The following is a 13669-nucleotide window of genomic DNA, read 5'->3' on the forward strand; positions in this document are numbered from 1 at the left end:
TTTGGGTTCCCTGACTTTTCACATTGATTAAGCTAAATTATTACAACAACACAAACATACGAGACGCAAGGGAGCAAGGACGCAAGGCGTTAGTTGGTTGGGGAGCAGTTGCTATTGAGGGGTGTTTATGTTTCTCGCAACGGCGCGGAGGCGCAACGTAGATCTTGGTTTGCATTCTTTTTATTTAATTGCGGCCAGCTGTCTTGCATTTTGGTAGTGCCCTTTGCGCCTTTGCGCCTTTGCGAGAGGAAAAAATCTCTTTCTTAACTTCTTCAACATAAAAAATCACCCATAAAATAAGCCTCCAGTCAATAAACAGCCGCATTGCGTCTTCGCGCCGTTGCTAGAAAATCCATTCCCTAACCAGCAGCACCTGAACCGCCCCTTGCGTCCTTGCTCCCTTGCGTCTGCGAGGTGCGAAGCACAAAGCAGTTGCGTGAAAAAAATCACATCTCTATCCCAATCTTCTTCATCAGCACCGAAGCATTCATGCTCCTGCATACCCCTTCTTTCAACGCATAATCGAAATACAACTCTTCTCCCTGAACCTGCACATCGAAATGGTAATTCCTCAGCTGCTCCGGTGAAATGTCTTTCATGAATGCCAGCTCCAGGTCATGCGTGGCGATCACGGCAACGGCATGTTCCCTGATGAGTTGGTGAATGAGCGCGGCAGAGCCGGTATGACGGTCGTGGGAGTTGGTGCCGCGTAGTATTTCATCCAGCAGGAGGAACACTTTTTCTTTCTTTCTTACTTCGGTAATGATGGCCTTTAGTTTCTTCAGTTCAGCATAAAAAGTGGAGGTGCTTTCTTCCAGGTTATCGGCGATGCGCATACTGCTCATGATGCGCATGGGCGATAACGTGAGTTGTTCCGCGCAAACGGGCGCTCCGGCCATGGCCAGTACTGTATTTACGCCTATGCTGCGCAGGAAGGTGCTTTTGCCTGCCATATTGGAGCCGGTAATGAGGGAGATATGCGGCGTTCCTTCAGTAGAAAAACTGCTGGCTACACGCTTTCCGGCGGGTATCAACGGGTGCGCGAGTTGGGAGGAAAGGAAGCTGCCGTGTTCGGGAACCAGTTCAGGAAATGCCCATTCGGGGTGGTTTACATGGAGGGTAGACAGCGATTGCAGCGCTTCCATTTCCGCGATTACTTTCAGCCAGGTGGAAACACCTGTGGGATACCGTTGCCGCCAGTTTTCCAGTGCGAACAACTGCTGAAGGTCCCAGAACAGGAAGATGTTGAGTGGGATAAACACCAGTGGATTCAACCGGATATCCATTTTATCTAAGATGCCCCGGAACTGCTTTACCGCGCCGGAAGCCGGGATGTTCCCGCTTTGCATGGATTGTTGCAGGTCACGAAGGTGGGGATGCTGGAACTGGGTTCCCTCAATATGTTTCAAGGTAACGGAAAGGGTTTCCATTTCTGCCGAAATACGGTTGAGCTGCAGGTAGAAAGGCATCGCCTGTTTGGATATCCATCCGGTGAACAGCAGACCGATGAGTACCGACAGGTAAAAGCCGGGTGCCGCAAGTGTGCCGTAAATATGTAATACCAATAACGTGCACATCATAGCCGGACCTGCGAAACGGATGTATTTCCAGGCCCCCAATGTAAATGCAGAAGGTGGTATGCGCAGGAAGGAATTGATCTTATCTTCTGTAGCAAATGTGATGGGGTCCAGCATACCCAAAGCCTGTAGCTCCTGCCGGAACGGTGTTTTTTCCGCAAGTTCACGGATCGCGCCCTGCCTGTTCATTATGGCTTCCGGTGTGGCGGGCGCAAGCAGCCAGGCGGCGAGTAAAGCATCACCCTGCTCCGAACTGGTGCGCTGAATGTATTGAAATAGGGATGCCCTGCCGAAAAGATCCAGGTCGTGGGCATAAGGGTGTTGCTCCGGTAAATGCGCCGCGCCATTTTTCCGGTGGTGGAATTGGTGCGCGGCGATTAAAAGTTCTTCTTCATTGATAAAAATCAGGTGGTCCAGAATTTTGATCTGTTGCTGGATATCCGCTGATACGGCCACGAGTTTCAGGAAGATGCCAAAGCATACCGTGAAAAACAACAACGAATAGCCGAGTCCCTGCGGGTAAGCAGTCCATGCCAGGTAGAAAGCGGCTGCCAGACTCACCAAACGGGCAAGGGAAATTCGGTTCTTTTTGTTTTTCAGCACCTTCCGCGCAGCTTCCAGTTCTTTTATTCTATCCGTATAATTTACCAAGAAACTAGTTTTAAGATGATCAGTTGGAGCTACAAGTTCAAACTCCTGCATTGAAATTCAAAATTTGTACTTTCATTCCTTCAACCTTTAACAGTTCTCCGGCGTTTTAAATGGTGTTTGAACATTAAATTTGCGTATGCGACCTATTCGGAAAATTCACCGCGCCCTTCCGGCGCATGTACATGACCTGATCACTTTTCGTGCGCTGCCCACGCGCTCAGTGGAATATATTGATCCATTCCTGTTCCTCAACCATCATGGCCCGCAGGTATATCCGTCCAACAACAATGGATTGCCTTTCGGCCCGCACCCGCACAGGGGGATGGAAACGGTCACTTTTATCATTGATGGTGATGTGGCCCACGCCGACAATGGCGGTCATAAAAGCGTGATCAATTCCGGTGGTATCCAGTGGATGACCGCGGGGAAGGGATTGATACACACGGAAGTATCCTCGCCTCAGTTTAAAAAAGAAGGCGGAAAGCTGGAAATATTACAGCTCTGGCTCAACTTGCCCCGGAAGCATAAAATGACCGATCCCTTCTACAAAGGTGTGCAGGCCGATGAGATGCCGGTGTTCACTTTACCGGAGGACGCCGGAACTTTGGAACTGATCGCAGGCGTATGGGAAGGGAATCACGGTGCCGTACAACCGCTTACCGATGTATTTCTTTCTCTGGTGAAGTTGAAGCAAGGTGCGAAGTGGACCACCATGGTGCCAGCCGGAAGGAACATATTCCTGTATGTGGTGCGCGGTAGCGTGGAAGTGAATGGTAAACAGGCGGAGATGCACGACCTGGTGGAGTTTGAATTGTCAGAAGAAAAAATAAATATATCAGCGGGCAACGAAGTGATCCTTATTTTCGGTCACGCCACGCCGTTGGGAGAGCCCGTTGTTTCCCATGGTCCTTTTGTGATGAATACGCAGGAGGAAATCATGCAGGCTTTTGAAGATTATGAAGCAGGCGCCTTCGGATCGGTCGAAATTTTATAATACAACAACAAACTGATATGCATCTTTTTTCACCTTATACCATTAAAAGCATTACGTTCCGCAACAGGATCGCGGTATCTCCCATGTGCCAGTATTCCGCGGTGGAAGGACTGGCCAGCAACTGGCACCTGGTGCACCTCGGAAGCCGCGCGGTAGGCGGAGCGGGGTTGGTGATCCAGGAAGCGACCGCCGTTTCAGCGGATGGACGTATTTCCAATGGTTGTCTGGGTATATGGAACGATGCGCAGGTGGAAAAACTGAAAGAGATCACCGCTTTCATAAAACAACAGGGAGCCGTCCCCGGCATTCAATTGGCCCATGCGGGCAGAAAATCCAGTGCAGCAGTGCCCTGGGAAGGTGGACGGCAGTTAGAATTGGAGCAGGGCAGCTGGGAAACCGTAGCGCCTTCGGCTATCGCCTTCAGGCCCGAAGAACGCGTTCCGCACGCGCTTTCAACCGAAGAAGTGCATAAGATGATCCAAAGTTTCAGGGAAGCGGCCTTACGCGCTGTAATTGGTGGTTACGAAGTACTTGAACTCCATGCCGCGCATGGTTACCTTATTAACCAGTTCCTTTCTCCGGCAAGCAATAAGCGGGAGGACCAATATGGCGGCAGCTTCGAAAACAGAATCCGTTTCCTGCTGGAAATCATCACGGCGGTACAAACAGTGTGGCCCGCGCAGCTGCCATTGTTCGTTCGCATATCCGCCACAGAGTGGACCCCGGATGGCTGGAACATGGAAGATTCAGTTGCCCTGTGCAAAATACTCCGGGAAAAAGGTGTTGATCTTATTGATGTATCATCTGGCGGCAACAGCCGCGAACAGAAGATCACGGTAGAGCCGGGGTACCAGGTTCCTTTTGCCCAACGCATCCGGAAAGAAACAGGGATAGCCACCGGTGCGGTAGGCTTGATCACTGGTGCGCAGCAGGCGGAGGAAATCATTACCTCGGGTGCGGCGGACATTGTCCTGATGGCAAGAGAACTTTTGCGTAATCCCTATTTCCCGCTGGAAGCGGCAAAAGAATTGGGCCACGATATTTCATGGCCCAATCAGTATGCACGTGCCAAATAAGGACTTACTGTTTGCTCACGTGCCAGATAGTATTCCCGGCATCATCGGCCACTAAGAGTCCGCCATTGGCGCTAAACGCAACGCCAACGGGTCTTCCGTACACCTCGCTTTTGGAGGCATCGCCAATGAACCCCGTAAGAAAATCTTCCGGATTGCCGGATGGTTTTCCATTGGAGAACGGTACAAACACCACTTTGTAGCCCGACAGTTGCGAGCGGTTCCAGGAACCATGTTGTCCTATGAATGCACCATTCTTATATTTTTCAGGGAAGTTTCCTGCTTTGTAGAAGGCAAGTCCGAGAGAAGCGGTATGTGAACCCAGGGCTACATCGGGTACCAGGGCCGTTTTATTCAGGGTTTTGGCTTCTTCTTCCAAACGCGGATCCACTTTGTCGCCGAAATACAACCACGGCCATCCGTAGAATCCTCCGGGCTGTACGCCGGCCAGATAATCCGGAACGAGTTCATCTCCTAATCCATCCCTTTCGTTTACCGCGGTCCAGAGCACATTGGTGCCGGGGGCCCAGTCCATGCCCACGGGATTTCTTAAACCGCTGGCGTATATTTTCTCTCCACTGCCATCAGGATTCATTTCCAGGATAGCGGCACGGCGTTCTTCCTCCTTCATGCCATGTTCGGCCACATTGCTGGCGCTTCCCACCGATACATATATTTTGGAGCCGTCGGCGTTGGCGATGAGGTTCCTCGTCCAGTGGTTGTTGTAGCCTCCGGCGGGGAGCGCGGCGATTGTAGTACCCTTGGCGCTGATCACCGAATCTCCTTCTTTATAAGGATACCTTACGATGCCATCCGTGTTCGCCACATAAAAATGACCATCCAGGATCAGCATGCCGAAGGGCTGGTTGAGACCGGCTAAAAAAACGGAGGAGGATTCTGCAACACCATCGCCATCCTTATCGCGCAGCAACCTGATCTGGTTGGCGCTGTTTCCTGTTTTCATGGATTTCGCTTTGCCGCTGATTTCGGCCGCCACCTTTTTCACACCTTTCACTTCTGTATTGGATTCCGCCACGAAAATATCTCCGTTCTTCGCTACATAGATCATGCGGGGATTCATCAGGTCGCCCGCGAACTTTTTTACGGTAAAGCCTTCCGGCGCGAAAGGTGTTTTTTCCGCTGGCCAGCCAATCACTTTACTGAAATTGTTGGCTGATTTTGTGGCGAATGGCTCGGGAAGTTCCACCACGTCCACCGCGGATTGAAGGTCGTTGGCCGGTTCTTCCGGTTTCGGCGCTGAATTGCAGGCCGCAAAACAAAGAGCTGAGCCAATAGCAAGGTGTAGAAAAGCTAACTTCATAGTAATCTTTTACAGGGAGTTTTACAACAAAAGTGCCAGCAGGTACAGTAAAACGGGGTGTGTGTTTATTCGTTTGGGAAAGAGTGCGGTATTTTTCCAACTTTTGGGTCCTAATTCAGGCGCATGGAAATATTGGGTTATATAGCGGCGGCTTTAATAGGTATTTCACTCGGACTCATAGGAGGCGGAGGGTCAATCCTTACGATCCCGGTACTCGTGTATATTTTTCATATTGATCCCACGCTGGCCACTTCTTATTCGCTCTTTATTGTTGGCGTTACCAGTCTGGCAGGAGCGTACAGCAATTACCGCAAAGGTTACGCAAGCATCAGCCTGGCGCTGCCGCTGGGAATTGTTTCCCCATTCACGGTATTTATTACACGCCGGTTCCTGCTGCCACTGGTGCCGCAGGAATTGTTCAATATCGGCGATTTCGTGGTTACCCGTTCCCTGCTTACCATGGTACTTTTCGCGATCCTGATGCTGGCCGCTTCTATCTCCATGCTCACCAGTAAAGGATTGAAAGAACGGGCGCCCGGTGAAAAAAGCGAAGGCGCTTTTGGCATATTGATTCTATATGGCATCGGCATTGGATTGGTGACCGGATTCCTGGGGGCGGGCGGGGGCTTTCTCATCATTCCGGCGCTGGTCATTTTCCTTCGTTTGTCGATGAAAGAAGCCGTGGGCACCTCGTTGTTCATCATAGCCGTGAATTCTCTGATCGGTTTCCTGGGCGATCTCGGACATTATACCTTGAATTGGCAATTCCTGCTGCTCATCACTGCCATCGCCATGGCGGGTATCATTACGGGAGGGATGCTTTCGAAGACGATTCCGGGGCACAAACTGAAAAAGGGATTCGGCTGGTTCGTGCTGGTGATGGGCTGTTATATTATCCTGAAGGAGTTGTTCCTGTAGCTACTAAGCGTTTCTATGGAAGAACTCATTCTGCTTTGCAATTAACATGCCTGCAAAATGTGGCAGGAACATGAGCGGATTTCTTTCATATTCACCCCCTTCGGTTATATTTGAAACATGATTCTGATTGTGGACGACAACCAGGAAAATATTTTCTCCCTGCAACGCCTGCTGCACCTGAACCGTTTCGATACCGATACCGCAAGTTCGGGCGAAGAAGCATTGAAGAAAATATTGAAGAATGATTACTCCCTTGTTATCCTGGACGTGCAAATGCCGGGCATGGATGGTTTTGAAGTAGCCGAATCCATCACCTCCATCAACAAAGCGCGTGATATTCCCATTATTTTTCTTTCCGCGGTAAATACAGAAAAGCGTTTCGTTACCAAAGGATATGCTTCCGGGGGAATGGATTACCTCACCAAACCATTCGACCCGGATATCCTGCTGATGAAAGTGAAAACTTTTTACAGGTTATACGAACAGTCTAAACAACTGAATGCCGCGCATGAAGCGCTCCGTATGGCTGCGGCCAACCTGGAACAAAGGGTTTCCGACCGTACACGGGAACTGGAACTGATGAACCGCGAACTGGAAGCGCGCAACCACGACCTGCAACAATTCGCTTCTGTAGCGTCTCACGACCTCCAGGAGCCCCTCCGGAAAATACATGTGTTCAGCAATATGGTGCGGGACAAGTTCCTCGGCGACAATGAAGAGGCACTGTCTTATATGAACAGGATACTTTCTTCCTCCCAACGGATGTCGAACCTTATCAACGACCTCCTCATGCACTCGGGATTGTCCGTTTCCGGACAATTTGAAAAAGTGGACATGAACGCGATGGTACGCGAAGTGCTCACCGATCTTGAACTCACCATTGAAGAAAAAAGAGCGAAGGTGAAACTGAATGATATTCCTTCCATAGAAGCTATTCCAGGCCAAATCAGGCAGGCATTACAGAACATTCTTTCCAATGCCTTGAAATTCTGTCATTCTGAACGGACTCCTGTTATCAGCATTAATGGAGAAAGAACCGCTTCAACGGAGCCCGGTGCCCCGGCGGATGAAAACGGGGATTTCTGCCGGATTACCATCGCGGATAACGGGATAGGTTTTGAAGACATCTATTCCGAAAAAATATTCACCATTTTCCAGCGGCTGAATCCTCGCGCCACTTATGATGGAACGGGCATCGGGCTTGCCATCGTAAAGAAGATCGTGGAGAAACACAATGGGTTTGTATGGGCGAATGGCCTTGAACACCATGGTGCCACCTTCACCCTTATCCTGCCATTATCCCAAAAACGCAACTAAACCAGTATATGCAATTCGCAAAAGCTACTTTTCAGCGCAACTTACTCATCGGTTTTGGCCTTTCACTGCTGCTGCTCATCGTGAGCTCTATTGCTTCTTACCTCAGCATCACCAACCTGCTCGAAAGCGCGCGCCTGGTGAACCATACCAATGAAGTGATCAAAAAACTTGAGGTGATCCCTTCTGTGCTGAAAGACGCGGAAACTGCACAACGCGGCTACCTGCTTACAGGAGAGGAAACTTTTCTGGAACCTTTTAAAGGCACTTACGATCAATTGCTGAACCAGTTGGATGAGGTACGCGTAACCACCAGCGACAACCCGTTGCAGCAACAAAGCGTGGAAGCGTTGGCCGGCCTGGTGAAAAGCAGGATGAAAATGCTGGAGCAACTGATCCGGAATAAAAAAAATGGGGTAACCGTTTCGGTGGATGACCTCAGAAAAGGGAAAGAATACATGGATGCCGCCCGCACCGAAGTGGAGATCATGGAACGGCGCGAGCAGGAATTGTTGCAGGAGCGCACCAAAGAAATGAACCGCCTCGCCGGTTACACGCCGGTGGTGATCGTGGTGGCCGCAATACTGGCCTTGCTCATCACCATTATGTTCTATGCAAGGGTGAAAGCCGATTTCGACCAAAGGATCATTCTACAGAAAGCCCTTCAGGACAAGGACCAGGAAATACAGGACCGGATTGAATCCATACGCGCCATCGCCGACAAGGTGAGCGCCGGAGATTATTCCGTCCGGGTAAGTGACGCTGCGGGAGACAACCTCGGTACACTCGCGGGCAACCTCAACAAAATGGCCGCTTCGCTGGAAACATCCTTCAAACGGATTTCCGATAACGAATGGGTGCAAACCGGTATCGCGAAGATGAACAATACCATGATTGCTGAAGAAATGCTGGAAGCGCTTTCCGACAGGATCGTGGAGTATGTGGCGCTGTATACCGGCAGCCAGGTGGGTGCATTGTACGTAAAGGAAAGGGAAAGCCTGCATTTTTACGCGGGTTACGCTTACCATGAAAACAGTTCGCGCGCCGTGTATCATGTAGGAGAAGGCATGGTGGGGCAGGCCGCGCGCACCGGCGAAAGAATATTACTCGAAGCCATACCCGAAGAACAGGTAGCGGTGAGTTTCGCTACCGGTGATGTAAAGCCGAAGAATATCGTATTGGTCCCGCTGAAGCAGGGTTATCATATCAAAGGCGTGTTGGAACTGGGTTCGGTTCATCCGTTCTCCGAAAGAACCTTATCCTTCCTCGAAGCAATCGCGGAAGATCTTGGCACTGCTATCGCTTCAGCGCAAAACAGGCAACGCTTGCAGGAACTGTTGGAAGAAACGCAGTCGCAGGCCGAGGAACTGCAGTCGCAACACAGTGAGTTGGAGAACCTGAACACTGAGCTCGAGGCCCAGGCCCAGAAACTGCAGGCATCTGAAGAAGAACTGAAAGTACAGCAGGAGGAACTGATGCAAACCAACCAGGAACTCGAGGAAAGGTCACGTTTGCTGGAAGAACGCAATATGCTGATCGCTGAACGGAACATGGAAATCCAGACCAAGGCCGAACAACTGGAACTGAGCACCAAGTACAAATCTGAGTTCCTGGCCAATATGAGTCATGAGTTGAGAACGCCGCTCAATTCGATTCTGCTGTTGTCCAGGCTGATGTCCGAGAACAACAACGGCAATCTTTCTCCCGAAGATGTGGAATACGCCAAAGTGATCCAGAGCGCGGGTAACGGACTGCTGTCCCTGATTGATGAGATATTGGATCTTTCCAAGATTGAATCGGGCAAAATGGAACTGGAATATGGAAGGGTAGCGGTTTCTGATATTGTACGCGATATGCGCGCGTTGTTCGAGCCCGTTGCCCAGGAAAAAGGACTGGAACTGAAACTTACCATACAGCAAGGGGTGCCTTCCGCATTGGAAACGGACAAAATGCGTTTGGAGCAGATCCTGCGTAACCTGCTTTCCAACGCGTTGAAGTTTACCGCTCAGGGCTATGTGCACATGGATGTGTTCCGGCCCACGGATGAAAGCAATTATATCGGCATCTCCGTGAAGGATACCGGTATTGGTATTCCCAAAGAGAAGCAGCACCTTATTTTTGAAGCCTTCCAGCAGGCCGATGGCTCCACCCGGAGGAAATACGGCGGCACCGGACTGGGGCTGTCCATCAGTCGTGAACTGGCACGCTTACTGGGCGGCGAAATTCAATTGCACAGCAATGTGGACCAGGGCAGCGAATTCGTGGTGTATGTACCACTGGAAAAAGCACAGACCGCGGCCCTGCCACCAGCGCCGAAAAAGGTTGCTGAAGTACAGCCGGAGCAGGAAGCGGAACAAAAAACAGTCACCGTTGATCCCTATATTTCTCCCTCCATTCCGGAAGCTATTCCCGACGACAGAAACCAGATCGTCCCGGGCGATAATGTGATCCTGATCGTGGAAGACGACACCAATTTCGCTTTTTCTCTATTGGAATACGCGCGGAAGAACAAATACAAGGGGGTGCTTTCCGTTCGGGGCGACGAAGCCGTTCCGCTGGCCATCACCTACAAACCAAGAGGTATCTTGCTTGATATCCAGTTGCCGGTTAAATCCGGTTGGGAAGTGATGGAAGAACTGAAGAACAATCCGCAAACCAGGCATATCCCGGTGCACATTATGTCTTCGCATACGGTAAGACGGGAGAGCCTGCTTACCGGCGCTGTGGACTTCATCAACAAACCCGTCGCGTTTGAAAAAATCAACGAGATATTCGGTAAAATAGAAGAAGTGCTTTCCCGCGATCCGAAGAAAGTGCTGATTGTGGAAGAGAATCCCAAACATGCCCGGGCCCTGGCGTATTTCCTGGAATCCTTCCAGGTGAACGCGGAGATCAGTTCCGATGTGAACGAAAGCATCGACGCGCTCACGCGCCGCAACATTGATTGTGTAATCCTGGATATGGGGGTTCCCGACAAGCATGCCTACAATACACTGGATGAGGTGAAGCGCACGCCCGGACTGGAACAGTTGCCCATCATCGTGTTCACGGGAAAAAGCCTGTCGCGTTCCGAAGAGCTGCGCATCCGTCAGTATGCGGATTCCATCGTGGTGAAAACGGCGCATTCTTACCAGCGTATCCTGGATGAAGTGTCACTGTTCCTGCACATGGTGGAAGAACACCGTCGTCCGGAAGAAAAAAAATACATGCGCTTAGGCGGATTGAACGAAGTGCTGAGCAATAAAAAAGTACTGGTGGCGGATGATGATGTGCGAAACATTTTCTCGCTCACAAAAACATTGGAGCAATACGGCATGAGCGTGATCTCCGCCGTGGATGGCAAAGAGGCCCTGCAGCAACTGGATGCACACCCCGATGTAAACATCATACTGATGGATATGATGATGCCTGAAATGGATGGCTATGAATCCATCGCCCGCATCAGGAAGAACCCGCGGTATAAGAACCTGCCTATCCTGGCCGTAACGGCGAAAGCCATGACCGGCGACCGCGAGAAGTGCATCAAGGCAGGCGCTTCTGACTATATCACCAAACCCGTGGATATTGACCAACTGCTGTCTTTATTACGGGTATGGTTATACGATTAATGGTAAACCGATCTATACATGAACCTTAACACTATCCTGATTGTTGATGATGATGCCCGGAACATCTTCGCGCTCAGTGCCGTACTGAAGGCGAAAAAGTTCCATTGCATCTCTGCCGCGGGTGGCGGGGAAGCGTTGGCGCTGCTGGAGAATGGTCCGCACATCAGCGTGGTATTGCTGGATATGATGATGCCCGACATCGATGGCTACGAACTATTGAGCATGATTCGCGGAAATGACGCGTTCGCGCACATTCCCGTGATCGCGGTTACCGCGCAAGCCATGGTGGGGGACCGGGAGAAATGTCTTGCCGCAGGCGCGGACGCCTATATCTCCAAACCCGTAGATGTGGATGCCCTGTTGGAATTGTTGCAACAACATTTAAAATAAGGAACGTGGAAGGGAAAACATTGGAAGATGCTGAGATTGATCTGTTGTTGGAGGACCTGCTGGAAATGTACGGGTACGATTTCTCCGATTATGCCCGTGCTTCCCTCAAGCGCCGCATGAACAGGCTTTTCCAGCTCGACCGGTTCCCCAGTTTCGCGGAGTTCCGTTTCAAATTAAGAAGTGATCCCGAATACCTGCGCCGCTTCGTGGCCGAAGTTTCGGTGAATGTAACGGAAATGTTCCGTGATCCGCTTTTTTACAGAACCTTACGGGAAGAGGTTCTGCCAGTACTGGCCACGCATCCGTTGATCCGGATCTGGCACGCTGGTTGCGCCACGGGCGAAGAAGTTTATTCCATGGCTATTATGTTGAAGGAAGCGAACCTGCTGCATAAATCATTATTGTATGCGACCGATATCAATCCCAATGCGCTTAGTAAATTAAAAACGGGCATCTTCTCCGCCACGCCCATGCGGCAGTATTCTGATAACTACCGCATGTCGGGTGGAAAGCTGGATTTCTCCTCGTATTATACCGCGCATTACGACCGGGTAAAGTTCCACGATTTGCTGGGACAGAAGATCATCGCTTCCACGCATAACCTGGTGTCCGATAGTTCTTTCAACGAATTCCAACTCATTCTTTGCAGAAACGTACTCATCTATTTCAACAAAGAATTGCAGGACCGTGCATTGGAACTCTTCGACCAAAGTCTTGAATCGCTGGGTTTCCTGGCGCTTGGAGCAAAGGAAACGGTGCGTTTTTCCAGCATCGCTAAAAAATACCGGCAACTCGAGAACAAAGAAAAAATCTGGAGGAAAATTGTTTAAGGTAACCATACCACGTTGCGACCTCGTAATGATCGGAGGTTCCGCGGGCAGTATCGATGTATTGCTTTCCATGTTGCCTGCCCTGAAGCCGGGCTTTAAAGGCGTGGTGGTATTGGTGTTACACCGCAAGAGATACGATGATGCGGTGCTGGCAAGCCTGTTCACGGAAAAAGCGAAGTTCCCGGTAAAAGAAGCGGAAGAAAAAGAACCATTAAAACCCGGCGCAGTTTACCTGGCGCCGGCAGACTACCATTTGCTGATTGAAAAAGATCATTCTTTCTCCCTCGACTATTCCGAAAAAATTCATTATTGTAGACCTAGCATTGACGTTAGTTTTGAATCCGCCGCGGATGTTTTCGGCAGCCGCATGGCGGCGATCCTGTTGTCAGGCGCAAATGCGGATGGCGTGGATGGATTAAAGGCGGTGAAAAGTAAAGGCGGGTACACCATTGTTCAATCACCTGATTTTGCGGTGGTGGACTATATGCCTAAACAGGCTCTGCAACATGCGCCGGTAGATAAGATCATGCACGAACATGAAACGACGCAGTTGCTGAACATGTTGCTGCATGGTTAATTGTTTTTGTCGAGCAACGCAATAAAGCTGTCCACTATTTTTTTGTATTCCCTGTAATGAAAGGGTTTGGTGGCTACATGAAGTGCACCTTCTCCCAGGCAACCATTCACGAAATGGTCGTCACTGTAAGTGGAGTAAATGACGACAGGAATATTCGCGAATCGTGCATCGGATTTAATTTCCTGCAAAGTTTGCCTTCCGTTCATCCGGGGCATGTTGTGATCTATTATAATCAGGTCGGGCAGGGATCCGGTTTCTGCTGATCGGTTGAGAAAGTCGAGCACTTCAATGCCGTTCTCTACCGATTCCAGCAATACCGCGTCTTCACGTTCTTCCAATATCTGGGAAAACAGTTCACGGTCATCGAGGTCGTCGTCTGCAAGCAATATTTTTTTTCTTACGTCCATACGTTTTAC

11 protein-coding genes are annotated in these 13669 nt (G+C 50.3%); 8 read left to right on the forward strand and 3 right to left on the reverse strand.

What is annotated here, in order from left to right; genetic code table 11:
* Positions 1 to 446: 446 nt before the first annotated feature.
* Positions 447 to 2228: a hypothetical protein gene (locus M4J38_RS16355; protein ID WP_251760874.1), complete on the reverse strand. Its 1782-nt coding sequence runs from the start codon at positions 2226 to 2228 to the stop codon at positions 447 to 449.
* A gap of 136 nt (positions 2229 to 2364) precedes the next feature.
* Between M4J38_RS16355 and M4J38_RS16360 the strand changes: the two genes are divergently transcribed.
* Both M4J38_RS16360 and namA read left to right on the forward strand, forming a co-directional pair.
* A complete protein-coding gene (locus M4J38_RS16360) occupies positions 2365 to 3222 on the forward strand; it encodes a pirin family protein (RefSeq protein WP_251760875.1) in 858 nt (285 codons plus the stop codon).
* Between the two features lie 17 nt (positions 3223 to 3239).
* Complete coding sequence (gene namA, locus M4J38_RS16365; RefSeq protein WP_251760876.1) at positions 3240 to 4298, forward strand: NADPH dehydrogenase NamA; 1059 nt, start codon at positions 3240 to 3242, stop codon at positions 4296 to 4298.
* 4 nt (positions 4299 to 4302) lie between these two features.
* On the opposite strand, the gene M4J38_RS16370 is transcribed toward namA, so the two are convergent.
* A complete protein-coding gene (locus M4J38_RS16370) occupies positions 4303 to 5616 on the reverse strand; it encodes a sorbosone dehydrogenase family protein (protein ID WP_251760877.1) in 1314 nt (437 codons plus the stop codon).
* Positions 5617 to 5739: 123 nt separating this feature from the next.
* Here M4J38_RS16370 and M4J38_RS16375 point away from each other — a divergent pair, with 123 nt between their 5' ends.
* The 6 genes from M4J38_RS16375 (at position 5740) to M4J38_RS16400 (ending at position 13253) form a co-directional block, all read left to right on the forward strand.
* Positions 5740 to 6534, forward strand: coding sequence for a sulfite exporter TauE/SafE family protein (locus M4J38_RS16375; RefSeq protein ID WP_251760878.1), 795 nt, complete (start codon positions 5740 to 5742; stop codon positions 6532 to 6534).
* Between the two features lie 117 nt (positions 6535 to 6651).
* A complete protein-coding gene (locus tag M4J38_RS16380; RefSeq protein WP_251760879.1) occupies positions 6652 to 7851 on the forward strand; it encodes a response regulator in 1200 nt (399 codons plus the stop codon).
* A gap of 8 nt (positions 7852 to 7859) precedes the next feature.
* Positions 7860 to 11456 (forward strand): response regulator, encoded by a 3597-nt coding sequence (locus M4J38_RS16385; protein WP_251760880.1) that lies wholly within the window; start codon positions 7860 to 7862, stop codon positions 11454 to 11456.
* A gap of 18 nt (positions 11457 to 11474) precedes the next feature.
* Positions 11475 to 11846, forward strand: a complete 372-nt coding sequence (locus M4J38_RS16390) for a response regulator (protein ID WP_251760881.1) — start codon at positions 11475 to 11477, stop codon at positions 11844 to 11846.
* Between the two features lie 5 nt (positions 11847 to 11851).
* Positions 11852 to 12676 (forward strand): protein-glutamate O-methyltransferase CheR, encoded by an 825-nt coding sequence (locus M4J38_RS16395; protein WP_251760882.1) that lies wholly within the window; start codon positions 11852 to 11854, stop codon positions 12674 to 12676.
* The gene (locus tag M4J38_RS16400) at positions 12669 to 13253 is read left to right on the forward strand and encodes a chemotaxis protein CheB (RefSeq protein WP_251760883.1); all 585 of its coding nucleotides are present in this window, start codon (positions 12669 to 12671) and stop codon (positions 13251 to 13253) included. Before M4J38_RS16395 ends, M4J38_RS16400 begins: the two co-directional genes overlap by 8 nt.
* Here the strand turns inward: M4J38_RS16400 and M4J38_RS16405 are convergent.
* Positions 13250 to 13660, reverse strand: a complete 411-nt coding sequence (locus tag M4J38_RS16405; RefSeq protein ID WP_251760884.1) for a response regulator — start codon at positions 13658 to 13660, stop codon at positions 13250 to 13252. The genes M4J38_RS16400 and M4J38_RS16405 overlap by 4 nt on opposite strands.
* Positions 13661 to 13669 lie beyond the last annotated feature (9 nt).

Source organism: Parasegetibacter sp. NRK P23 (genome assembly GCF_023721715.1).
Taxonomy (GTDB): domain Bacteria; phylum Bacteroidota; class Bacteroidia; order Chitinophagales; family Chitinophagaceae; genus Parasegetibacter.

Bases quoted from the DNA above. Each gene is read 5' to 3' on its own strand.
- namA (WP_251760876.1), top strand. From the start codon at position 3,240: ATGCATCTTTTTTCACCTTATACCATTAAAAGCATTACGTTCCGCAAC.
- M4J38_RS16405 (WP_251760884.1), bottom strand. From the start codon at position 13,660: ATGGACGTAAGAAAAAAAATATTGCTTGCAGACGACGACCTCGATGAC.
- M4J38_RS16360 (WP_251760875.1), top strand. From the start codon at position 2,365: ATGCGACCTATTCGGAAAATTCACCGCGCCCTTCCGGCGCATGTACAT.
- M4J38_RS16370 (WP_251760877.1), bottom strand. From the start codon at position 5,616: ATGAAGTTAGCTTTTCTACACCTTGCTATTGGCTCAGCTCTTTGTTTT.
- M4J38_RS16375 (WP_251760878.1), top strand. From the start codon at position 5,740: ATGGAAATATTGGGTTATATAGCGGCGGCTTTAATAGGTATTTCACTC.
- M4J38_RS16390 (WP_251760881.1), top strand. From the start codon at position 11,475: ATGAACCTTAACACTATCCTGATTGTTGATGATGATGCCCGGAACATC.
- M4J38_RS16380 (WP_251760879.1), top strand. From the start codon at position 6,652: ATGATTCTGATTGTGGACGACAACCAGGAAAATATTTTCTCCCTGCAA.
- M4J38_RS16385 (WP_251760880.1), top strand. From the start codon at position 7,860: ATGCAATTCGCAAAAGCTACTTTTCAGCGCAACTTACTCATCGGTTTT.